Raw genomic sequence first — 22,554 nt, 5'->3', positions numbered from 1 at the left:
ATTACCGTTCGTCGCTGGCCAGCAGGCTGCCTGCGTAGAGGGCGGCCAGCAGCAACGTCAGGCCGCCCCAGAACGTGGAATAGAACGCCAGGTGGGTGTTGAACGGGAACAGGGTGACGGCCAGGGCCAACATTGCCGGGCGGGCGCGTTCGCGCGCCGGTAGTGGGGCGAAGCGCCACGCGCGCCACGCCTGCGCCGCAGCCGCCAGCCACAGCAGCAACCCGAGCACGCCGGTTTCGGCCAGGATCTCCAGCAGGATCTGGTGCGCGTGCAACGCCGGGCCGGCGCCCCACACTTCCTGTTCTTCAGGGCGCGGATTGCAATCCGGGTAGGCATCGCGGAAACCCCGTGCGCCCACGCCGTTGACCGGATGCTGCTCGATCATGCATCCCGCCGCGGCCCAGATCTGTGCGCGTCCGGACAACGCCTGGTTCACCCCATCGCTCTCGCCTTCCCACGCCATCGCGGTGCGCTCCAGCCGCTCGCGCACCTGGTGCGAGCCGGCGGCCAGCGCCACCGCCGCCGCCAGCCCCACCGCCACGCAGGCCAGCAGACCGCGCGCGCCAAGCAGGCGCCAGCCGGAGAACACCAGCACCAGCGCATAGGTCACCCACGCCGCACGCGAACCGGCCAGCACCAGCACCGCGCCCACGGCAGCGGCCACCAGCATCCAGCCCCACCGGCCGAAGCGGGCAGCGGCGGCAAACAGCAGGAAAGGTGACAGGCTGGCCAGCACCTGGCCGAATTTCAGGTTGCACGGCCCCAGCACCCCACTCAGGCGATCGGCTGCGGCCATTTCCGCCGGCGGGCACAGGCCATGCCCACTGATCGCCCACTTCAACTGGTCCATCGACCAGAACAACGGGCTGGTACCCAGTACCGCCTGCGCCAGTGCGTCCAGCGTCCACACCCCGGTAATCAGCGCAATGCCCTTGAGGGTCAGCGCGCGCCGCTCCGGCGTCGCCACCGCGATCGCCACCAGCCACATGAAAGGCAGGTAGCGCAGCCCGGCGGCGGTCTTGCGCCACGCCGTGCCTGGATCAATTGCATCAAAGGTGGAAAACGCCTGCGGCAGCCAATACCCCAGGAACAGGATGCTGGTGAGCGCCCAGGCCGGGCTGCTGAGCATGCGCTGCTTGCCCTGCAGGCGCAGCTGCACCATACGGGCAGCGGCGTACAGCGCGCCCAGCCCCAGGACGGTTTCGGCGATGCCGGGCAGTGGCAGCATCGCCACGAACGCGATGACCCACCACGGAGCCCAGCGGCCGGCGCGGAAGCCCGGCGAACCGGGCGCCTTGACCGGCTCAGCCAGCGAGGGAGGTATAGAGCTGGAGCGTGTCACGTTGCATCGCCTGCAGGGTGAACGGAATACGCGAGGGCAGCGAAGGTGGCTGCGCCAGCAACTGCAGCGCACGTGCCTGCAATGCCCCGGCGTCGCCCAAGGGTACCGCGCCGGATGGCTGCAGGTGTTGCAGCAGCTCGCCCACCCCGCCCCGGTTCCAGCCCAGTACAGGCCGGCCCACCGACAACGCTTCGACCACGGTGCGGCCAAAGGCCTCGGGCTTGTCAGACAGCTGCAGCACCAGATCGCTGGCCGCATAGGCCTCGGCGATGCGCGAGGTGGGCGCGGTCATCAGCACCGCGTCGGCGATGCCCAAGCTGCGTGCCTGCGCCTCCAGCTCGGCCACATAGCGCTCACGCCCCGGCTCACGGGTGCCCGGCATCCACAGCAGCGCCGGTACGCCGGCCGCATGCAGCCCGGCCAGCAGCGACAGTGCGTGGTGATGGCCCTTGAGGCGGGTGCCACGGCCGGGCAACAGCAGCAGCGGCGCGTCGCCGGCCAGCGCCGGATGCTGCGCGGCCACCGTCAGGCGCGGGCGCCGGTCCTGGCGGCCCACGCGCGGGAACTGGGCGGTATCCACGCCACGCGGAATCACCCGCAGACGCTCCGGCGGCACGCTCGGGTAATGCTTCAGCACGAATTCGCGCACGCAGTTGGACACGCAGATGACCCGTTCGCCGCTGGTCATCACCGCGCTGTAGCGGCTGGGCGAATTCAAGCCATGCACGGTGGTGACCCAGTGCGGGCGGGTGGCTGCAGGCAGGTTGCGCACGGCGTAGTACCCCAGCCAGGCCGGCAGCCGCGAGCGCGCATGCACGATGTCAGCGCCGGTTTCGGCCAGCATGTTGCGCAGCGTGCGTACGTGGCGCAGCGTCCACAGCGATTTGCGGCCGATATCCAGGGTGAGATGTTCGGCGCCACTGGCCAGCAACGGCTCGACCAGCCGGCCACCGGCGGAGACCACGATGGCGCGGTGCCCGGCCGCGACCAGCGCGGCGGCAATTTCCAGCGTTGAGCGCTCAACCCCGCCGGAGTGCAGCGCCGGCAGCAGCTGCACCACGGTCAGTCGGCGCACGTTCGGTTCCGCCTGCTCAGTCGGCCAGCACGAAGACCGCACCGCAGTACGGGCACGCGGCTTCGCAGTTCGGCTCGTCTTCGATCGGCAGGTACACGCGCGGGTGCGAGTTCCACAGCGCCATCTCCGGCGTCGGGCAGCTCAGCGGCAGGTCGCTGCGGTGCACGGTGTAACGCTTTTCGGCATTGGCGGGCGCGGTGGCGGTATGGCTCATGGCGGGGCACGGAGAGGAATTGCGAGGGGCTCGATTCTAGCACCCGGGGCGCCGGGCGCGGCGCGGCCGGTTGCGTGCGGGAGGTCACGAGGAAAATGGCGATATGCGGTTTTTCCGGGTTTAGATCGAACTAATTTCACTTGCCAGAGCCGCTCCCGGTGTTGCAGGATCGGATGCGTTCCGATCAAACACCCGATCGCATGGCCCGTCCCCCGCCGGACCTGCATCGCTTCGACTGCCCTTGCGGGCGGCCGGCGCGGTGCTGTCTGCCGAGGTCGCCGATGCGGGCTCCGCCTGCCGCCTGTCCCACCCGGGAGATCCCTGCATGACCCTGCCGCACCCCCGCCCTGCCCGCCGCGCCCTGCTTCCGCTGGCGCTCGCCCTGGCCTGCGCGCCATTTGCCCTGCCCGCTCTCGCTCAGGGCCTGCAGACCTCCTTCGAGCCGGGGGAACCGGCCCCGCAGGCCAGCAAGGGCGGCGTGCAACTGAAGGTCGGCAAGGGCCCGGCGGCGCCCTATGCGGCCAAGCCCGGGGTCGGCTATAGCGGTCTGCGTGCCCTGCACTACGCCAGTGCCGGCGGCGCCGCCACCACCCCGCTGTTCACCACCGATGTGACCATCGACGCCGACACCACCCTGTCCTGGCTGGTGCTGCCGGAGATCGTGGGCGGGGACACGGTGGCCTCCACCTATGTCTCGCTGGATCTGGTGCTGGACGACGGAAGCCGGGTCTCGGCCAGCGCCGCGCGCGACCTGCACGGCATCCCGCTCGGCGCCAAGGCGCAGGGGGATTCCAAGACGCTGTATCCGCAGCAGTGGGCGCACAAGTCGGTGCGCCTGGGCGATGTGGAATCACTGCGCGGCCGTCGCGTGGTCGCCGTCGAACTGGAGCTGGGCAGCGCCGCCAACGCACCGGTGTCGGGCTGGATCGACGACGTGCGCCTGGACAGCCAGCCGCGCACCGCTCCGGCCCGCCCCTCCGACTGGGTGCTCACCACCCGCGGCACCCAGGCCAACGGCACCTTCTCGCGCGGCAACAACTTCCCCGCCACCGCCGTGCCGCACGGCTTCAACTTCTGGACCCCGGTGACCGACGCCGGCGCGCTGAACTGGCTGTACCGCTGGAACGAGCAGAACAACGCGGCCAACCGCCCGCAGCTGCAGGCCTTGGCCCTGAGCCACCAGCCCAGCCCGTGGATGGGCGACCGCCAGACCTTCCAGGTGATGCCGTCGGCCACCCGTGGCGTGCCGGAAGCGGACCGCGCCAAGCGTGCGTTGTCGTTCTCGCGCGACAACGAAAGTGCGCGCCCGTACCGCTATGCGGTGCGCTTCGACAACGGCATTGCCGCCGCCATCGCGCCAACCGACCACGCTGCGCTGTTCCAGTTCGATTTCCCCAAGGATGGCGACGCCAACCTGCTGTTCGACAACGTCGACGCGCGTGGCGGGCTGACCCTGGATGCGGCCACGCAGACGCTGTCGGGCTACACCGATACGCGCAGCGGGCTGTCCAACGGCGCCACCCGCATGTACGTAGTGGCCAGCTTCGACCGGCCGTGGCGCAGCAGCGGCAAGATCAGCAGCGGTCGGCCCACCGGCTACATCAAGTTCGACCCGGGCAGCGACCGCCGCGTGACCATGCGCATCGCCACCTCGCTGATCTCGGTCGAGCAGGCCCGCCATAACCTGGCGCTGGAGCTGGCCAGCGATGACACCCTGGCCACCGTTGCCGCCCGCGCCCAGGATGCCTGGGACCAGCGCCTGGCCCGCTTCGACATTGGCCAGGCCAGCGACGACCAGAAGACCACGTTGTATTCCAGCCTGTACCGGCTCTACCTGTACCCGAATTCGGGCTTCGAGAACGCCGGTACTGCCGCCGCCCCGGACTGGCGTTACGCCAGCCAGGCCAGCGCCGCCGACGACAACACCGATGGCAGCGCGGTGCGCAGCTTCGCGCCGATCCGCGATGGCAAGGTGTACGTCAACAACGGTTTCTGGGACACCTTCCGCACCACCTGGCCGGCGTATGCGCTGTTCACCCCGGACGATGCCGGCGCGCTGGTGCAGGGCTTCCTGGAGCAGTACCGCGCCGGTGGCTGGGTGGCGCGCTGGTCCTCGCCGGGCTATGCCGACCTGATGGTGGGCACCAGTTCGGACGTGGCCTTCGCCGATGCCTACCTCAAGGGCATCAAGGGCTTCGATCCGGACGAGGCCTACCAGGCTGCATTGAAGAACGCTACCGTGGTGCCGCCGGACCGCCATGTCGGCCGCAAGGGCATGGATAAATCCACCTTCCGTGGCTACGCCAGCGCCGACGTTCACGAAGGCATGTCGTGGACGATGGAAGGCGCGCTCAACGATTTTGGCATCGCCAACATGGCCACCGCGCTGGCGAAAACCGCCGGCAGCCCGGCCGCGCGCGAGCGCTACACCACCGAAGCGGACTACTTCCGCGCCCGCGCCGGCACCTACGCCACCGTGTTCGACCCGGCCGCCGGCTTCTTCCAGGGTCGCAAGGACGATGGCAGCTGGCGCGTGGCTGCGAAGGACTACGACGCGCGCGTGTGGGGCCACGATTACACCGAATCGAACGGCTGGACGTTCGCCTTCACCGCCGCGCATGACGGCGAAGGCCTCGCCGGCCTGTACGGTGGCCGCGAAAAGCTGGCCGAAAAGCTGGATACGTTCTTCAGCACCCCGGAAACCGCCGACCCCAAGTTCTCCGGTTCCTACGGCGGCACCATCCATGAAATGACCGAAGCGCGCGATGTGCGCATGGGCATGTACGCACACAGCAACCAGCCCTCGCACCACATTCCGTGGATGTACCTGTACGCCGGGCAGCCGTGGAAGACCCAGCAGCATGTACGCGAGATCCTGAAGCGGCTGTACGTGGGCAGCGAGATCGGCCAGGGCTACCCGGGCGATGAAGACAACGGCGAAACCTCGGCGTGGTACGTGCTGGCCTCGCTGGGCCTGTACCCGCTGCGGATGGGCTCGCCGGAATACGCGATCGGCTCGCCCGCGTTCAAGCACGCCAAGGTGGAACTGCAGGGCGGCGCGGTGCTGACCGTCAACGCGCCGGAGAATTCCGACCGCAACATCTACGTGCAGTCGTTGAAGATCAACGGCCAGCCGTGGACGAAGACGTGGGTGCCGCACGAGGTGATCGCCAAGGGCGCCACGCTGGACTTCGAGATGGGTCCGGCGCCGTCCAAGTGGGGCACCGGGCCGGACGATGCGCCGCGTTCGTTGACCGCGCGGGGTGAACGCCCGGCGCTGCTGCATGACCTGCTGGGCGGTGGCGCGCGTGCGCAGCTGGACGATGGCAAGGTATTGGCGGCGCTGACCGATGACGACGCGGGCACCGTGGTGCCGTTCGGCGGCAAGGGCAGCGTGGTGTTCACGGGTGTGTCTGACGGAACGCCGTCGATGTACACGCTGACCAGTGGCAATGCGCCGATCCGGGGGGGCAAGTGGACCCTGGAAGCGCGCAAGGCCGGGGGCAACTGGATCACACTGGACCAGCGCAGCGGTGAAACGTTCGAGTGGCAGCAGCAGACCCGCCCGTTCCGGATTGCCAAGCCGGGCCGTTATGCCGAGTACCGGTTGCGCATTGAAGGGCCGGGGCGGATGCAGCTGGCCGAAGTGGAGCTGCTCGCGCAGTAACCTCACCCGATAACGTAGAGCCACGCCCTGCGTGGCTGCTCTTCGGCCGGGTCCGCGCAAGCCACGCAGGGCGTGGCTCTACCCGGTGGGGCATGCCCCCACCGGGTGTTCGTTACCGGTCAGCGGCCGCCAACCAACCCTGCATACAACGCGAACAACTGCTTGAAGTACCGCTTTGCAGGACGAGTGCGCATGGCGCCGTTCCAGAGGGGGGAAGTGGTCGGGCCCAGGGTGGCGGGGTCCAGCGGACCACCGCCACGGCCGGGCCGCGTGGGGGTATTTGGCCCTTGGCAGGTTGCACGGGAGTGACCGTGGGGCTGCGGGAAAGTGTCCGGTAGCGCCGGCCGTTGGCCGGCCCACGGGATCCTCAAAAGCAAAAAGGACCGGTGCAGCGCACTGGTCCCCGTCTTTCACGTGTTCAGGCACCGCGATTCGTCGGGTGCAGAGCCCCTTCTGTTGAAGGGGCGCGCCGAAGGCGGGGGTAGAGGTGGAATGCGTGGGCAGCGGAAGTGGGCAAGAACGCCTTAGGCGTTCTTTTCCACTTCCAGCTGCTTCCGGATCTGCGCATCCACCGCGGCAATGGCGGTCATGTTGAGCACGCGGCGCGAGGTCGCGCTGGTGGTCAGAATGTGCGCCGGCTTGGCCACGCCCATCAGGATCGGGCCGATCGCCACGCCGTCGGTGAACACCCGCACCAGGTTGTAGGCGATGTTGGCCGCTTCCAGGTTGGGCAGCACGAACAGGTTGGCGCGGCCCTTCAGCGTGCTGTCGGGCAGCAGCTTCTGGCGCAGCGCTTCGTCCCACGCGGTGTCGCCCTGCATCTCACCATCAACGTTCAAACGCGGGTTGCGCTTGAGCAGCAGCTCGCGCACGGTGCGCATCTTCAGCGCGTCCTTGGAATCGTGGCTGCCGAAGTTGGAGTGCGACAGCAGCGCCACCTTCGGTTCGATCCCGAACAGCTTCATGCGATACGCCGCCTGCAGCGTGGCTTCGCAGATCTGCTCGGCGGTGGGGTCTTCCTGCACGTGGGTGTCCACGAAGAAGAACACGCCCTGCTGGTTGATCACACCGGTCATGGCCGAGGTCGAGGTGACCTTCGATTCCAGCGGCAGCACGCTGCGCACGTAGCCCAGCTTCTTGTGGAAGCGGCCTACCACGCCGGTAAGCAGCGCATCGGCTTCACCGCGTGCCACCATCACCGCCGCAATCAGGGTCGGGCGCGAGCGCATCAGGTTCTTGGCCGCCGCCACCGTCACGCCGCGACGGCCGGTGAGGTTGTGGTAGTACTGCCAGTACTCGTTGAAGCGCGGATCGTCGTTGATGTTGGTGACATCGAAATCAACGCCGACCTTCATGCGCAGGCCCATGCGCTCGATGCGCGATTCGATCACGTCCGGGCGGCCGATCAGGATCGGGAAGGCCAGGCCCTCATCGACCACGTTCTGCACCGCGCGCAGCACCACTTCTTCTTCGCCTTCGGCGTACACCACGCGCTGCTTGTCGGCGCGCGCACGGTCGTACACCGGCTTCATCATCAGGCTGGTGCGGTAGACGAACTGGGCCAGCTTCTCGCGGTAGGCGCCCATGTCGGCCACCGGGCGCGTGGCCACGCCCGAATCCATCGCGGCCTGGGCCACGGCGGCCGACAGCTCCACCAGCAGGCGGCGGTCGAACGGGCGCGGAATCAGGTAATCGCGGCCGAAGCTCGGGGTGTCATCGCCATAGGCCGAGCCGAGGTCGCTGGCTTCGCGGCGTGCCATCGCGGCGATCGCGTGCACGCAGGCGATCTTCATTTCTTCGTTGATCGCGGTGGCGCCCACGTCCAGCGCACCACGGAACAGGTACGGGAAGCACAGCACGTTGTTGATCTGGTTCGGGTAGTCCGAACGGCCGGTGCCGATCAGCGCATCCGGGCGTACCGCGCGCGCCACTTCCGGCATGATTTCCGGGGTGGGGTTGGCCAGCGCGAAGATCACCGGGTCCTTGGCCATGGTCTTGACCATGTCCGCGGTGAGGATGCCCGGGGCCGACAGGCCCAGGAAGATATCGGCGCCCTCGACGATCTCGGCCAGCGTGCGCTTGTCCGTATCGCGGGCATAGCGCTTCTTTTCCGGGTCCAGGTCGCTGCGGCCGGTGTGGATCACGCCTTCACGGTCGAAGGCCAGGATGTTTTCCGGTTTCAGACCCAGCGAGACCAGCATGTTCACGCACGAAATGCCGGCAGCGCCCATGCCGGTGGTGGCCAGCTTCACCTCTTCGATCTTCTTGCCGGTGACCACCATGGCGTTGAGCACCGCGGCGCCGACGATGATCGCCGTGCCATGCTGGTCGTCATGGAACACCGGGATGTTCATCCGCTCGCGCAGCTTGCGCTCCACGATGAAGCACTCCGGCGCCTTGATGTCTTCCAGGTTGATGCCGCCAAAAGTCGGTTCCAGCGAAGCAATGATCTCGACCAGCTTGTCCGGATCGTTTTCGTTGATTTCGATGTCGAACACATCGATACCTGCGAACTTCTGGAACAGCACACCCTTGCCTTCCATCACCGGCTTGCCGGCCAGGGGGCCGATGTTGCCCAGCCCCAGCACGGCGGTGCCGTTGGAGATCACGGCCACCAGGTTGCCGCGGGCGGTGAGCTCACTGGCCTGCTGCGGGTCGGCCATGATGGCCTCGCAGGCATGGGCCACGCCCGGCGAATAGGCCAACGACAGGTCGCGCTGGGTCAGCATCGGCTTGGTCGCCGTGACCTTGATCTTGCCCGGCGGCGACATGCGGTGATAGTCGAGGGCGGCCTGTTTGAAATCTTCGTTGGACATCGCTTTCTGCAGATGAATGGGCGAGAGGAACAGGGGATCATACCCCCGTTGGCGGTGTTGGACCTGTCGCTACGCTGTCGCGATCATGCTGCGACCGCACATCGGGCGGGCCGTGCGCCGGCGTATGCGACGCCAGCCTGACGGGCACCGATGACAACTTACATCACCGGAAACCCCATGAAAAAAGCAGGCCGTGCCGTCCAAGGGGGAACGGCACGGACCTGCTGCACACGCATCAGGGGGAGGGGCGTGTTCAGCGCGCCGGGGCGGGCAGCGGCGACGGCAGGTCGTCGCTGGCCAGCGGCGGCAGCTCGGCCTCGCGGCCATCCAGGGCCAGCGCCAGGCGGTCGCGGTCCAGCGCGCCTTCCCAGCGCGACACCACCACGGTGGCCACCGCATTACCGATGAAGTTGGTCAGCGAGCGGCATTCACTCATGAACCGGTCCACGCCCAGGATCAGCGCCATGCCGGCCACCGGCACTTCCGGTACCACCGCCAGGGTGGCGGCCAGGGTGATGAAGCCCGCCCCGGTCACGCCGGCGGCGCCCTTGGAGCTGAGCATCGCCACAAGCAGCAGCGCGATCTGGTGACCCAGGGTCAGTTCGGTGTTGGTGGCCTGGGCGATGAACAGCGCAGCCAGGGTCATGTAGATGTTGGTGCCGTCCAGGTTGAACGAGTAGCCCGTGGGGACCACAAGGCCCACCACGGACTTGCTGCAGCCGGCCTTTTCCATCTTTTCCATCAGCGAGGGCAGCGCCGATTCCGAGGACGAGGTGCCCAGCACCAGCAGCAGCTCGGCCTTCAGGTAGCGGGCCAGCTTGAACACCGAGAACCCGCACAGGCGGCAGACCACGCCCAGGATGACCGCCACGAACAGGAACGCGGTGAGGTAGAACGAACCCACCAGCCAGGCCAGGTTGATCAGCGAGCCCACCCCGTACTTGCCGATGGTGAAGGCGATGGCGCCAAACGCACCGATCGGCGCGGCCTTCATCAGGATGTGGACCAACCGGAACACCGGGGCGGTCAGCGCCTCCAGGAAGGTCAGTACCGGGCGGCCGCGCTCACCCACCAGCGCCAGCGAAATGCCGAACAGTACCGCCACGAACAGCACCTGCAGGATGTTGCCATCGACGAACGCGCTTACCAGCGTGGACGGAATGATGTCCATGACGAAGCCGGTGAGGGTGAGCTCGTGGGATTTTTCCACGTAGCTGTGCACCGCGGTCTGGTCCAGGTCGGCCGGGTTGATGTTCATGCCGGCGCCGGGCTGCACCACGTGCGCCACCACCATGCCCACGATCAGCGCCAGGGTGGAGAAGAACAGGAAGTAGGCCATCGACTTGGCGAAGACCCGGCCCACGGTGCGCAGGTGGGTCATGCCGGCGATGCCGGTGACGATGGTGAGGAAGATCACCGGGGCGATGATCATCTTCACCAGCTTGATGAAACCATCCCCCAACGGCTTGAGCGATTCAGCGAACGCCGGCTCGTAATGGCCGAGGATGGCGCCCAGCACGATCGCCACCACCACCTGGAAATACAGCTGGCGGTAGAACGGCAACGGCTTGGCTGCAAGCGGGGCAGCGGTGGGAACGTGCATGGGAAACTCCGGCAGTGTCACGGGGATGCCGGCCGCACGCGGCGGCATCGGGCGTGGTCTTTTTACGCCCGCTGCATCGCCACGCAGATAACCTATTGGTACTAGCCCCCCTGTTCAGCCAAGCCCAGTGCCTACACTGCAGGGGCACCGCGCCCCCACGGCGGCGGGTGGCCGTGTCGTTCCGGGCCTTGTGGTCCAACAGTTTTCCCGCTCGCGGCCGTTGTTGTTCTGCCCCACTTATTTGAAGCCAGACCATATTCCATGCGCCTGACCCCCCTGTTCATCGCTCTTACCGCCCTGTCTGCCCCCGTTGCCGCGTCCGCCGCGGACTGGGACAACTGGCCGACCAAGTTTGCCTTCAGCGACGGCACCGAACTGGCCGCCACCGCCAACATCGCCTACGACCTCAACGACTTCTCCGGCAGCGACCGCTTCGAAGATGACGACGCGGTGCGCCGCAAGGAGTTCGGCGCGACCCTGAAAAAGAAGGGCGTGTACGACGCGATGGTGTACTACGACTTCCAGGCCGACACCTGGCTGGACGTGTTCTTCCGCTTCGAGAGCAAGGCCGTGTTCGGCAAGGACGTGGGCCGCTTCCGCTTCGGCTACATGAAGACCCCGGTCGGCCTGGATGCCAACACCTCCTCGCGCGCGGGCAGCTTCATGGAAACCGCCCTGCCCGTGCAGGCCTTCTACGCCGGCCGCCGCACCGGTGCCGAATGGGTGCTGGAGCGCCCGGCCTACCTGATGCAGGTGGGCGCCTATGGCGGCAAGGATCTGCAGGGTGACAACCCCGGCACCACCCAGGCCGTGCGCGGCGTGTGGACCCCGGTGAAGGCACCGGGCGATGTGATCCACCTGGGCCTGGCCTATTCGCAGGAAAACCCGCGCGGCTACCGCGACGGCCGCGACGTGCACTTCGACGCCAGCGCCCGCCTGCGTGCGCGCCCGGAAGCCGGCCTGACCGACATCCGCCTGGTGGATTCGGGCGCACTGGTCACCGCCGACCAGATCCGCCGTACCGGCCTGGAGGGCATCTACATCCACGGCCCGTTCTCGGTGCAGGCCGAAGCGCTGCGCACCACCGTCACCCGTGATGGCAAGCCGGATTACACCGGCGATGGCCAGTACGTGATGGGCAGCTGGATCGTCACCGGCGAATCGCGCCCGTACAGCGCAGGTGCCGTTGCCAACGTGAAGCCGGCGCACGATTACGGCGCGGTCGAACTGCTGGCCCGTTACAGCCGCATCGACCTGGATGACGCCGACGTGCTCGGCGGCCGCCAGCACGACTGGACCGTCGGTGCGAACTGGTACCTGACCAGCCACTTCAAGTTCCAGGCGAACTACGTGTGGGCGGATGCCAGCCGCCGCGGCGTGCGCACCAAGCCGGAGATCTTCGAGCTTCGGGCGCAGGTTCACTTCTGATGGAATCGCGACAGGGCGCCTGAGTCCGCCCTGTCGCGACCTTTGTCCGTTCTTCCCGTTTCAGCGGTGAGCCATTCGTTGGACGACGCCGAGCGCCACCGCCGCCGTGACGTGCGGGCCAGGCCCAAGCGCCATGAGCTGTGCACCCAGATGCATTTCCGGGGAACGTCTGCAGAGCGTTTGATGGTGTTCTGCCGCCGAGCCGGGTCGTGCAGTTTCAGCTCAGTCTGGACAACCATTTTCCTTGAAAACGACGTCAAGCCCTCGCCGGGACGGGTCGCGGCCCGGTATGACCAACCTGACGAACGGAGCCGTTCCGATAATCGTGTGCACCTGAAGCCTGGCTGCAATCCGTCCGTCCGGATCAATACAGATCCCGGGTGGCGTTCCATCCATCTGCATTACCTCCCCGATCAGACCGGCACTGTCCAGATCCTGTCGCCAGGGCTCGTAGACCACGCATGTCGATGTTGTGCTGTCGCCAACGACGGACACGGCGTACATCATGCCAGCGCCGGCTGGCTCTCTACCCACCGTCAGGCTTGAGCGTTCCAGCTGGAGGTCCCGCCGCAGCTGCTCCAGGTTCGTGGTCGCTCTGGCCTCCAAGCCAAGCGTCCACGCATAGCCACGATGCGTTGGGCTCGCCTCACGCTTGTCGACCGACATCATGGAGCCGCCGGGCTTGCATTCGCCCGCGTGGGCGAGGCCAGCCATCAGTGAGAGGCAACAGACCGCGACCGCCGTCATCTTCTTTTTCACGATGCTCCTCCCAGGACGCAGCGCCCCGGTCTCGAAACGCCCCCGTTTCGGCAGACCCGCTCCACAGCCGGGGTCCGTACGTGAACTATCATTGTCGCCAGTCAATCCCACGTGAAACCTGCCCGCTGGTGCCCCGCCCTGCATGTACCGCGCTTCCCGCTATCGGCCGCTGCTGTTGACCCTGCTGATCATGGTGGGCGGTACGCTTCTGGCTGGCCTGGCCGCCGGCCGCTATGCCCAGCAGCGGGCCCTCGCAGAAGAAAGCACGCAGGTACGCCGCCAGCTGGACCTGTACGCGCAGACCTTGCAGCAGCGCATCGACCGGTTCCGCACGCTGCCCCAGCTGCTGGCGCTGGATCCGGAGCTGCTGCAGGCGGTGAGCAACCCGCTGGATGACACCGAACGCCACCGGCTCAACCTCAAGCTGCAGCAGGCCAACAACGTCACCCGCGCCTCCACCCTCACCCTGATCGACCGCCACGGCGTAGCCGTGGCCGCCAGCAACTGGGACCAGCCCACCAGCAACGTGGGCGAGGATTACAGCTACCGCCCCTACTTCCAGCAGGCCATGGCCAAGGGCACCGGGCGCTTCTACGGCATCGGCATGACCACGGCGGTGCCGGGTTACTTCCTGTCGCAGGCGATCCTCAACCACGCGGGTGATGTGCTGGGCGTCATTGCGATCAAGATCGAGCTGCGGGCGCTGGAGCAGGAATGGCTGCAGAGCACCGACATCGTGATGGCCAGCGATGCGCATGACGTGGTGTTCCTGGCCAACGGCGATGCGTGGCGCTACCGGCTGCTGCGCCCGCTCTCCCCGACCGAGCATGAAGAGATGCTCGCCACCCGCCAGTACGCCGACCGCTCACTGCAGCCGCTGCAGGCGCGCACGCTGGATGTGCTGGCCGATGGCGGCCGCATGGTGCGGCTGGAGCAGCCCTCGCTGCCACGCCCGGTGCTGTGGCAGACCTACGTGCTGGATGACCCGCAGTGGAAGCTGCACCTGCTGCACGATGCCGGCGCCAGCGCCGCCGTGGGACGCAGTACCGCGCTGGCCGCGGGCGGCATCTGGCTGGCGCTGTGCTTTCTGACCTTGTTCGTCCAGCAGCGCCGGCGCCTGGCCTCGCACCGCCAGCGCAGTCGATTGGAGCTGGAAGCGGTGCTGCAGCAGCACGCGCAGGAACTGCGCACCGCACAGGATGGCGTGCTGCAGGCCGCCCAGCAGGCCGACAGCGGGCTAAGCCGCAGCCTGGCGCACCTGCCGCAGGGCGTGGTGGTGATCGACAGCGAGCAGCGGCTGGTGGCGTGGAATGCGCGCTACCTGGAACTGTTCCGGTTCCCGCCGGATCTGATCCGGGTGGGCGTGCCCATCGCCGAGGCGTTCCGCTACAACGCCCGCCGTGGCCTGTTGGGTCCGGGGCCGATCGATGAGGCCATCGAGCGTCGCCTGAATCACCTGCGCAGTGGCCGCCCGCACATGCGCGAGAGCGAGAAGGACGACGGCACGGTGCTGGAGATCCGTGGCAACCCGCTGCCCGATGGCGGCTTCGTCACCAGCTACGCCGATATCACCGCCTACAAGAACACCGCGCGTGAGCTGCGCTCGCTGGCCGATGCGCTGGAACACCGCGTGGCCGAGCGTACCCGTGACCTGGACGAGGCCCGCCGCGAAGCCGAGCGGGCCAACCGCTACAAGACCCGCTTCGTGGCCTCGGCGGTGCATGATCTGTTGCAGCCGCTCAATGCTGCGCGCATGTTCGTTTCGGTGCTGCGCGGCAAGCTGAGTGGCGATGCGCGCGAGCTGAGCGAGCATGTGGATGCGGCGCTGGCGGCGCAGGACTCCATCCTCAACAGCCTGCTGGATATCTCGCGGCTGGAATCGGGCACGTTGCAGACACATGTGCGTGCGTTTGCGCTGTCGCCGTTGCTGGAAACATTGGCGCGTGAGTTCGGCATTGCAGCACAGGCACGCGGGCTGCGGCTGGATTGGGTGGATACCCGTGCGGTGGTGGTGAGCGATGAGGCGCTGCTGCGTCGCATCCTGCAGAATTTCCTGTCCAATGCGCTGCGCTATACCCCGCGTGGGCGGGTGCTGATCGGGTGTCGCCGGGTGGGCGACCAGCTGCGCATCGAAGTGCATGACCAGGGCCCGGGTATTCCGGAGAGCCTGCAGGGCGAGATCTTCGAGGAGTTCCGGCGGCTGGATGATGGCGTGGACCAGGAGCGCGGGGCCGGGCTGGGCCTGGCGATCGTGGAGCGCATCGGGCGGCTGCTGGGGCACCGCATCAGCCTGCGTTCCACGCTGGGCAGCGGCAGCGTGTTTGCCGTCACCGTGCCGCTGGGCAGCGCCGAGGCGATACCCGCACCCGCTCCTGCCCCGGCGGTGTCCGCGGATTCGGGCGATGACGGCCCGCTGCGGCGGTGCCGGGTGTGGAGCATTGATGATGACCCGCGTGTGTGTGCGGCTACCCGGGCACTGTTGGAACGCTGGGGCTGCCGGGTGGAGCTGGCCGATGGGCCGCACGCCGCCCTGGAAATCGCCTCCGCATTGAACGTGCCGCAGCTGGTCCTGCTGGATGTGCGCATGGGCCAATGGCAGGGGCCGGATCTGTACGAGCAGCTATGCGAGCTGTGGCAGGCAAGGCCGCCGGTGATTCTGGTCACTGCCGAGCGCGATGATGCGTTGAAGGCGCAGGCGGCTGAGAACGGCTGGGGCTTCCTGTCCAAGCCGGTGCGCCCCCCGGCCTTGCGGGCGTTGATGACGCAGTTGCTGGTGCGGCACCGGTCGTAGACCGGCGCGCAACCTGCCCGCCCAGGTAGCGGACCTTGCCATCCAGAAGACCACTGCGCGTTGGGCGGCATCGGAGCAATGCCACCCAACGCCGCAGTGGTTTACCTGGCATCAGCTACTTGTCACCACCGTCAGAATGTTCCTGCTCACCGCGGTACCAGGCACCGTCCGGCCGCATGTACCAATCGGGAACACTGGCAGGCGATGCGGCCCCGGGGCCACTGCGGGACGCGTCAATGCTGCTGATCCGATCAAAGTTGACCGTGCGGTCCTCCTTGTAGGTGGTGTTGTACAGCACAAGTGTGCGTTTTTCCCAGTTGATGCTCTTCAACTGCCCCTGCTGGATCGTCAGGTTGATGGAGTTGTCATGCGTGCCCCAGATCATCAGGTATTTCCCGATCGGATACTTCTTGAGCTCGTCTTCCAGGGTGGGGTGCCTGTTGAGATTGCTGCCAAACCGACCGATCGCGGCGATACCGTCGAACTTGAGCTCAACCAGGTGTTCGCGCTCCACCTTGCCGTCGTAGCCGATGTCGGCGCCCACCCTGAGCACCAGGCGATCCTGGGCGACATCGATCTTTGACAGGTACCCCTGCAGCGACCTGCCCCCTGTCTCGATAATCACTACCGCATCGCCTTGGGAAAACCCCTTCACCATATCGTGCTTGTCCACATTCATTCTCCGGGATTCAGGAGCACTCGCAGGCACACTGGGCAGCAGCCCTGCGGTCTCCGTGGATCGTCCCCGTCGCCAGTTGGCACCGGGATGCGTTGAAATGTGAAGCCAGAGGAGCTCAGTCGCCCCCGTATTTACGGTCACCGCGGTACCACGCACCATCGGGGCGCAAATGCCAGTCAGGCGTCTGGACCGAACTCTTGGCGCCCGATCCGCTCCGGGTATCGTCGATGAAACTGATCTGGTCCATTTTGACCGTCAGGTCCTCATCGTAGTTGGTGTTGTGCAGCACAAGCGTGCGATTTCCCCAGTTGATGCTCTTCAACTGGCCTTGCTGAATAGTCGGATTGATAGAACCGTCATGCTTGCCCCAGATCATCAGATACTTGCCGATCGGGTATTTCCTGAGATCGTCATCAAGGGTCGGGGGTTGCTGGACGGCCGTCACCAGCTTGCTGATCGTGTCGATACTGTCGAATCCGACCTCTTCTTGAACCACCTGCTCGACCTTTCCATCGAGACCGATGTACACGGCGACATTCAGGACCACGCGACTCTGCACGAGGTCGATCTTCGCCAGCCGTCCCTGCACCGTCGTGCCGTCTGTCTTGAGGATCACCATCGCATCGCCCTCGACAAAACTCTTGACCATTTCACTCTTGTCCATGCTCGTTCCTCCTGAAAGGGCGCGCAGACTCGCAATGGACATGTCGATTCCCAGTGAAGAATGTCGATGTATTTCGAGTAAAACGGTGGGGCCAGTGTTGCACCACGCCCGGAAGCGAGGCGTTGCGTTATCAGAACTTTTTCATTGCACACGCGAACTGGACAAGATGCTGGCCAGCACCTTCGGCGTCGCGCCTGCATGTGACGAGATGCTGCAGACACCCGCAATGCCCAGTCACCACAGGGGTTTCATGCAAACGTGAGAACGTTGGGTCACAGTTGCCGAGTGCGGCATGAGGCACCCGACAGCCGCCCTGTCGAGGCGTTGTACTACACAGTTTTGTCCACCATGGGCAGCGCGTCCCGCGCGCGCATCGGCGCACGGCGAAGGAGGAACGCGGTGCATCATGGCTCTTCGGTGCTGTCGCTTTAGGACTGATTTTCAATCCGGCGCGCATAGGGCAGTATCCAGTCGCGCTCGGATTCCAGAGCTTTTACCAGTACGGCTGCCCGGGTACGGCTGTCGTATAGAACTTTTTCAGGACCACCGGGATGTCCTTCGTCGCCGGCTCCAAGGCTGGTGATTTCGACCATGCCCGCATTGCAGGGTCAAACTGGTCGGTTGCGGCCACGCAGGACGTGGCACTACGATTGATTGGGGAGAGCGATGAGGTGAACGGAGTTCAGGCATCGACCGCCATTTACCTCGGAGCCATCGTATCCACGCTGGCGGTCCTGTTCGTGCGGCTGTTCGACAGATATACGCACTACGAACAGCGGAGAACGGCTGGGGCGGTCCAAGCCGGTGCGCCCGCCGGCCTTGCGGGCGTTGATGATGCAGTTGCTGGTGCGGCACCAGACTTAGTCCGGTGCGCGATGCACCAGCGCGAAATTCTGATCTTCGTTGATGGTCATGCCATTACCGAACGTTCGGACATGGTCGGCGGTCGATTGGGATGCGACCCTACCGGGATCCGCCTTTCGGTAGGGTCGGACCCCGGTCGACTGCACGTAACGCTGCTACGTGCGACGAACGCATGACCTCTGAACGAAAGGCGCTTCTTCGCTGACGCTCATGCCACTACCGAACGTTCGAACGTGGTCGGCGGTCGATCGGGATGCGACCCTACCGGGTGTATCCCGCGATATCGGACCAACCCGGGTTACTCCGTCGCCTCTTTGGCTGTCGTATCTGCCACCCGGCGACCCTTCCTCGGAGTGTGGTCCAGATACCGATACGGCACCGGAATCGGCGTCTCATCCAACGTCAACGTGATCCGCTTGCTCTCGACTTCCACGATCACACGACTGCCTACCGGCAGCTCAAACCGCTCCATCCACATGCCGCGCAACACCAGGCAGGGAATGCGACCACCATCGGGCAGGGCATGACCACCGGGATGGGAGAACGATCCGACACGCAGACTCTCCGGCACATGCATGCCGATGCGGGTTTGGGGCTGTTCGTTGGAATGTAGATCCGAATCTGAACGACGCATTTGCCACCTCCAAGGAAGTCTCCCTCGCCGGAATGGCGAGGGAGTCGGGAGGTTGAAATCCGCACAGCAGCTCACGGCGTGACGTATTCCCACGGGGGTGTTGTATTCCGACACCCTCCCGACATAGGCACGTCATCGTTCAACTGCTGTGGAGATTTCAAGCTCCGAGGCAACACCATGCGCCATGCAGCGCGCAAAGTTAAATCGCTTGTTCTGAATGATATTCGAGAGTTGATAGGCAAGCACTTTGGTTCGTCGCAATCAACACGAAAATGCCTCACATCCGTACCGCACTGGTAGGGTCGCGCCCCAGCCGACTGCACTTGAGGATGATCGGCGCGGCGAAGGCATGACCTTAACCGCGCGACGCCTTCGGCACAGGGCAGGCCGTTACCGCGCTGCCGAGCATGGTTGGCCGTCCTTCGCTTGGAGCGGCAAGAGCCGCAACCTCACCAGGCCTGAGAGCGCCCCGGGACATCGTCCACGTCAGAGTCCCAGTCAGTTGCACCTTCTTCATCGGAATCGCACGTTTTAAGCACTGCACCATCCGTAGTGGCTCCTGCTTCGACAAGGTGTTCGATGATCTCCCTCATGTCGTCCACCGCCCAGAACTCTGCATCTTCGCTGTTCTCCAGCTTCACCATCAGGCTCTCCGCCAGCTTGAGTGGCGGAATTCTCTTATAGCCGCCGGCGACGCTCCAGTTATAGGTTGACATCTTATTTACGTCGGCCCCGAGTTCAATCAGCCGCTTGACCTTCTCAGAGCATGAGTCATCGCCTCGAGCTGCATGCTGGATAAGAAGATGCAGCGGCGTGTACTCGAACACATTCACGCGGCGGCTCACCTGATGGACGTTTGCGATCATGGAAGGCCCTACCAGGGCAAAGTCGTTGACACTGGCGCCTAGAACAATATTCCCATCGGCATCAACAAGGGACTGCATTACTTCAGCAAAGGACGTTATTGTTTCTATCGGTGTATTCGAGCTGCCGGCGCTCGCCGGCGAATCGGTCAACGAGGCAGCGTGGGGTGCATTTCCGATTGATTCGAAACCGGCCACCGCAGATCCGTTTGACGCCGCGCCACCGGTGGGATGCGCGTCATTCAAAGAAGTCGTCTCGCGCCGCAATGAGGGTGGATTGCTGATGGCATGCCTGCTGGTAGCCGTGTTGAGTGACGCTGGGATCATGCCGTGCGCTCGCGTGGAAGGGAGACACTTGAATATGCGCGACCGACCTCGCTTTCGCTATCAAGTTCCGCTCACCTTTGCTAGTTGTTGCCATGTTTGGCCAGACATTGGCATCTGCGACCCAAGGCGACCACACCAGCTGCAACGCGCGAGTACCGCGAGGATGCTAGACCGAGCGTGTAAGTCATGTTGATAGCATGAGATGAAACATGCCCGAATGTTGTGATTCCGCCGTTGAGTCGTACAGGATCACGCTATGAGTACCGCCTACTGCTGCGTCGTAGTCGCGCTGATAGTCTGCGGGCCGCCACCGTTACGGTTGGCTTGACCACAACTCCGGAAAGCGATCGTGCCGCGCCAGCCAGGCAGCGAGGGTAGGATCGACCCATTTGATGACGCTTACGCCCTTGCTGTGCTGCTCATTGAGGCCCGGTGTGAGCCATAGCAACGGTTCGTGATGGAAGACCCGATTGCGAAGCGCTCGAACCTGATTCAGAGCGCCGGAGACGCTTCTTCTGCGTCGTTCATCGCGAGGGCAAGCAGGAAACGCGAGGCGCAGATGCTTCCACAGCTCGTCCTGGTAGCTTGCATTGAATAGACTGCACCAGAATCCAAAGGTCAGCTCCGCCAGTACTTTGTCGCAAGTTACTCGTTCACGACGTGCTATCAGCTTGCTTTGGGCCTCATTGACTGAGCCAAGCACTCTGGCGAATTCCGACCGACCCGCCCATTCACGCCACCAGTCCTCTTTTCGATACAGCTGCGTCAGGCGTCTATGAACTGCGTTGCGAAGTCCAATCTCCAGAACGTTCAGCATCGGCATCATCGACTCGGCCAATCGCAGATTGCGGGCGTAGTCTTCAGCTGCCAAGACTCTATCGCCGGCACGAGCCGCCCGATATCGCTCAATCCGTGCGGATGAGAAGTTCCGCTCCATCTGGTGCCATTCCATGTTTCAGTTCACTTTTCTTCAATGGGAAGTTCTGCTAGCCTTCGATTGCAGCCCTAGGAACACGTCCTCTCCCAGCCACCATTACTGGTGATGACACTAGGTACGTACTGGCCCCGTTCGCGGGGCCAGTCTTTTTTCAGGAACCCGCCGCTGGCGGGTTTCTTGCCTTTGAGTCGGGTAGTTTCGAGACAGGAGTCGACCGATCCGCACAGGCATTCTGCGGACAGAACTCTCTCTTCACCATCGGGCGCGCCCTACGTGCCACGTAGAACTTGTCTGACGCGTCAATCGGCTCGGCTGGAACCGGGAGCGGCGCTGGTGTCGTTTATACGCGTTTGGCGTCCAGCGAAACGCCGCCTTCGGTTCGGATCATGACGAAATCGCACTGCCGACCAAGGTCGGCGGTCGGTTGGGATGCGACCCTACCGGCTTCAATCCGCGAGTACCGCGAGGATTCAAGACCGGTTTCGCCCCTTGCGGCGTGCCCCAGCTCGCTTTGCTTCGGCCGGTTCCTCATCGTCCGCAGGGGAGAGATCGAAAGGTCTTTGGCCGAGGCAGATCAGATTCCGGATCCAGCCGAGCCAGCCATCGCCGAACAACAATGTCACGGCGATGACCGTATAGATCATCAGATACGCGGCTGGAGGAGCGATCATCCCGCCATCCACGCTCTCGCAGAGTGCGAGTTGGGTGCCAAGGTACACCGCAATTACCAACTCGGTAGATAGCAGGCAGGCAGTCACTACGCGGACGTGCGCCACTCTGGCCTTGAATAACCCCTTCGATAGGACGTCGAACTTTGAGTAGACAGCCACGGCAAACAGGGAAAGCAGCCATGACCACTGGAAGGCACCCGGTTAGACAGTTGATGCGCAATCCATCTTGAGCACCAGACTTCCCAGAGCTATCAGGAAGTAGCCTGCTCCTATCAACAGAACTGTCTTCAGGAACGTTACGAAGATCTGTTCGCCGGATAGCAACATGGGGCTGGGTCTCTTCCTTCTTGAGGGGTTGCGGGATCTGGGTGGTCGGCGATTGAAGCGGGGCTTCGGGTTGGGTCAAGCCCTACCGTGCCGATCAGTTGTATCGGCGGTCGATTGGGATGCGACCCTACCGGTTTTGCCAGCGCATGGCTGACACCGCGTTTTCACACTCAATGGCCTTAGGTCAGGTCTGCGCCTGCGTCGCCTTCTGGTTCGAGGGCCTTTACCAGCACTGCTGCCTGGGTGCGGCTGTGGCATTCGAGTTTTTTGAGGATGGCGGTTACGTGCACCTTTACGGTGTTTTCGGCCAGGCCCAGTTCGTAGGCGATCTGCTTGTTGAGCAGGCCGTCGGCGAGGCTCAGCAGTACGCGGAATTGTTGCGGGGTCAGCTGGGCCAGGCGGGCGGCGAGCAGGGCATCCGATTCGGAGCGCTCGGCTGCCATCGCCGGGAACCAGAGGCCGCCGTCGAGTACGGCTGCCACTGCCTGCCCAATGGTTTCGGCCGGGGCGGATTTGGGGATGAAGCCGGCGGCGCCGAACTGCTGGGCGCGGCGGATGACGCGCGGGTGGTCGTTGGAAGAGACGATGATCACCGGGATGTCGGGGTGGGAGCCGCGTACGTGAAGGAGTGACGAGAAGCCCCGGGCGCCGGGCATGGTGAGGTCCAGGAGGACCAGTTCGATTTCCGGGTGCTGGTTCAGGGCTGCTTCCAGCGCCTGGGCGCTGGCCACCTCGATGACCTGCACCGCTGGAAGGGCCTGGCGCAGGGAGTGGACTACGGCGGCGCGGAGTAGCGGGTGGTCGTCGGCTACGAGGATGGTGATTTCGCTCATGGGGGGATTGTAGGGGGGATTTTTGGATCCCGCGAAAAGCGGACACGCCACGCGTGTCAG

17 protein-coding genes are annotated in these 22,554 nt (G+C 65.0%); 4 read left to right on the top strand and 13 right to left on the bottom strand.

The window, feature by feature from the left end; all coding sequences use genetic code 11:
* Position 1: 1 nt before the first annotated feature.
* From ACTJI4_RS03120 to ACTJI4_RS03110, 3 genes are read right to left on the bottom strand one after another with little or no spacing between them, the layout of a single operon-like run.
* On the bottom strand, positions 2-1,324 hold the full coding sequence (locus tag ACTJI4_RS03120; RefSeq protein ID WP_440868626.1) for an O-antigen ligase family protein: 1,323 nt from the start codon (positions 1,322-1,324) through the stop codon (positions 2-4).
* The gene (locus ACTJI4_RS03115; RefSeq protein ID WP_440868483.1) at positions 1,305-2,417 is read right to left on the bottom strand and encodes a glycosyltransferase; all 1,113 of its coding nucleotides are present in this window, start codon (positions 2,415-2,417) and stop codon (positions 1,305-1,307) included. Before ACTJI4_RS03115 ends, ACTJI4_RS03120 begins: the two co-directional genes overlap by 20 nt.
* A 16-nt stretch (positions 2,418-2,433) precedes the next feature.
* A complete protein-coding gene (locus ACTJI4_RS03110; protein WP_019183790.1) occupies positions 2,434-2,631 on the bottom strand; it encodes a zinc-finger domain-containing protein in 198 nt (65 codons plus the stop codon).
* Positions 2,632-2,956: 325 nt separating this feature from the next.
* Here ACTJI4_RS03110 and ACTJI4_RS03105 point away from each other — a divergent pair, with 325 nt between their 5' ends.
* Positions 2,957-6,298, top strand: coding sequence for a GH92 family glycosyl hydrolase (locus ACTJI4_RS03105; protein ID WP_440868482.1), 3,342 nt, complete (start codon positions 2,957-2,959; stop codon positions 6,296-6,298).
* A gap of 524 nt (positions 6,299-6,822) precedes the next feature.
* On the opposite strand, the gene ACTJI4_RS03100 is transcribed toward ACTJI4_RS03105, so the two are convergent.
* Positions 6,823-9,114: an NADP-dependent malic enzyme gene (locus ACTJI4_RS03100; RefSeq protein ID WP_392918062.1), complete on the bottom strand. Its 2,292-nt coding sequence runs from the start codon at positions 9,112-9,114 to the stop codon at positions 6,823-6,825.
* Between the two features lie 253 nt (positions 9,115-9,367).
* Positions 9,368-10,717 carry a dicarboxylate/amino acid:cation symporter gene (locus tag ACTJI4_RS03095; RefSeq protein ID WP_392918064.1) on the bottom strand — a complete coding sequence of 450 codons (1,350 nt, stop codon included), beginning with the start codon at positions 10,715-10,717 and terminating at the stop codon, positions 9,368-9,370.
* A gap of 261 nt (positions 10,718-10,978) precedes the next feature.
* Here ACTJI4_RS03095 and ACTJI4_RS03090 point away from each other — a divergent pair, with 261 nt between their 5' ends.
* Positions 10,979-12,145: an OprO/OprP family phosphate-selective porin gene (locus tag ACTJI4_RS03090; RefSeq protein WP_440868481.1), complete on the top strand. Its 1,167-nt coding sequence runs from the start codon at positions 10,979-10,981 to the stop codon at positions 12,143-12,145.
* Positions 12,146-12,367: 222 nt separating this feature from the next.
* On the opposite strand, the gene ACTJI4_RS03085 is transcribed toward ACTJI4_RS03090, so the two are convergent.
* A complete protein-coding gene (locus tag ACTJI4_RS03085; RefSeq protein ID WP_440868480.1) occupies positions 12,368-12,904 on the bottom strand; it encodes a hypothetical protein in 537 nt (178 codons plus the stop codon).
* Positions 12,905-13,046: 142 nt separating this feature from the next.
* On the opposite strand from ACTJI4_RS03085, the gene ACTJI4_RS03080 reads away from it, so the two are divergent.
* Positions 13,047-15,695 carry a hybrid sensor histidine kinase/response regulator gene (locus ACTJI4_RS03080; protein ID WP_392918072.1) on the top strand — a complete coding sequence of 883 codons (2,649 nt, stop codon included), beginning with the start codon at positions 13,047-13,049 and terminating at the stop codon, positions 15,693-15,695.
* A gap of 115 nt (positions 15,696-15,810) precedes the next feature.
* Here ACTJI4_RS03080 and ACTJI4_RS03075 read toward each other — a convergent pair whose 3' ends face one another.
* The gene (locus ACTJI4_RS03075; RefSeq protein WP_392918075.1) at positions 15,811-16,374 is read right to left on the bottom strand and encodes a hypothetical protein; all 564 of its coding nucleotides are present in this window, start codon (positions 16,372-16,374) and stop codon (positions 15,811-15,813) included.
* Positions 16,375-16,489: 115 nt separating this feature from the next.
* Complete coding sequence (locus tag ACTJI4_RS03070; protein ID WP_440868479.1) at positions 16,490-17,038, bottom strand: hypothetical protein; 549 nt, start codon at positions 17,036-17,038, stop codon at positions 16,490-16,492.
* Between the two features lie 551 nt (positions 17,039-17,589).
* Here ACTJI4_RS03070 and ACTJI4_RS03065 point away from each other — a divergent pair.
* The gene (locus ACTJI4_RS03065; protein WP_440868478.1) at positions 17,590-18,078 is read left to right on the top strand and encodes a hypothetical protein; all 489 of its coding nucleotides are present in this window, start codon (positions 17,590-17,592) and stop codon (positions 18,076-18,078) included.
* A 122-nt stretch (positions 18,079-18,200) separates the two neighbouring features.
* Here the strand turns inward: ACTJI4_RS03065 and ACTJI4_RS03060 are convergent, their stop codons facing one another.
* From ACTJI4_RS03060 to ACTJI4_RS03040, 5 genes are all read right to left on the bottom strand, one after another.
* Entirely contained in the window at positions 18,201-18,536 is a 336-nt protein-coding gene (locus tag ACTJI4_RS03060) for a hypothetical protein (RefSeq protein WP_440868477.1), read from the bottom strand.
* Between the two features lie 449 nt (positions 18,537-18,985).
* Entirely contained in the window at positions 18,986-19,726 is a 741-nt protein-coding gene (locus ACTJI4_RS03055; protein ID WP_440868476.1) for a hypothetical protein, read from the bottom strand.
* Between the two features lie 313 nt (positions 19,727-20,039).
* Positions 20,040-20,678: a hypothetical protein gene (locus tag ACTJI4_RS03050; RefSeq protein ID WP_440868475.1), complete on the bottom strand. Its 639-nt coding sequence runs from the start codon at positions 20,676-20,678 to the stop codon at positions 20,040-20,042.
* A 455-nt stretch (positions 20,679-21,133) separates the two neighbouring features.
* Complete coding sequence (locus ACTJI4_RS03045) at positions 21,134-21,334, bottom strand: hypothetical protein (protein ID WP_440868474.1); 201 nt, start codon at positions 21,332-21,334, stop codon at positions 21,134-21,136.
* Between the two features lie 506 nt (positions 21,335-21,840).
* The gene (locus tag ACTJI4_RS03040) at positions 21,841-22,494 is read right to left on the bottom strand and encodes a LuxR C-terminal-related transcriptional regulator (RefSeq protein ID WP_440868473.1); all 654 of its coding nucleotides are present in this window, start codon (positions 22,492-22,494) and stop codon (positions 21,841-21,843) included.
* Positions 22,495-22,554 lie beyond the last annotated feature (60 nt).

This window comes from Stenotrophomonas sp. 22385, from assembly GCF_052045085.1.
GTDB lineage: Bacteria > Pseudomonadota > Gammaproteobacteria > Xanthomonadales > Xanthomonadaceae > Stenotrophomonas.
Note: the sequence above shows the minus strand (reverse complement) of the source record. Positions and strands in the feature narration are given on the sequence as shown.

Bases quoted from the DNA above. Each gene is read 5' to 3' on its own strand.
- ACTJI4_RS03045 (WP_440868474.1), bottom strand. From the start codon at position 21,334: ATGATCGCTCCTCCAGCCGCGTATCTGATGATCTATACGGTCATCGCC.
- ACTJI4_RS03070 (WP_440868479.1), bottom strand. From the start codon at position 17,038: ATGGACAAGAGTGAAATGGTCAAGAGTTTTGTCGAGGGCGATGCGATG.
- ACTJI4_RS03075 (WP_392918075.1), bottom strand. From the start codon at position 16,374: ATGAATGTGGACAAGCACGATATGGTGAAGGGGTTTTCCCAAGGCGAT.
- ACTJI4_RS03080 (WP_392918072.1), top strand. From the start codon at position 13,047: ATGTACCGCGCTTCCCGCTATCGGCCGCTGCTGTTGACCCTGCTGATC.
- ACTJI4_RS03090 (WP_440868481.1), top strand. From the start codon at position 10,979: ATGCGCCTGACCCCCCTGTTCATCGCTCTTACCGCCCTGTCTGCCCCC.
- ACTJI4_RS03055 (WP_440868476.1), bottom strand. From the start codon at position 19,726: ATGATCCCAGCGTCACTCAACACGGCTACCAGCAGGCATGCCATCAGC.
- ACTJI4_RS03105 (WP_440868482.1), top strand. From the start codon at position 2,957: ATGACCCTGCCGCACCCCCGCCCTGCCCGCCGCGCCCTGCTTCCGCTG.
- ACTJI4_RS03060 (WP_440868477.1), bottom strand. From the start codon at position 18,536: ATGCGTCGTTCAGATTCGGATCTACATTCCAACGAACAGCCCCAAACC.
- ACTJI4_RS03110 (WP_019183790.1), bottom strand. From the start codon at position 2,631: ATGAGCCATACCGCCACCGCGCCCGCCAATGCCGAAAAGCGTTACACC.
- ACTJI4_RS03095 (WP_392918064.1), bottom strand. From the start codon at position 10,717: ATGCACGTTCCCACCGCTGCCCCGCTTGCAGCCAAGCCGTTGCCGTTC.
- ACTJI4_RS03100 (WP_392918062.1), bottom strand. From the start codon at position 9,114: ATGTCCAACGAAGATTTCAAACAGGCCGCCCTCGACTATCACCGCATG.
- ACTJI4_RS03050 (WP_440868475.1), bottom strand. From the start codon at position 20,678: ATGGAATGGCACCAGATGGAGCGGAACTTCTCATCCGCACGGATTGAG.
- ACTJI4_RS03065 (WP_440868478.1), top strand. From the start codon at position 17,590: ATGTCCTTCGTCGCCGGCTCCAAGGCTGGTGATTTCGACCATGCCCGC.
- ACTJI4_RS03040 (WP_440868473.1), bottom strand. From the start codon at position 22,494: ATGAGCGAAATCACCATCCTCGTAGCCGACGACCACCCGCTACTCCGC.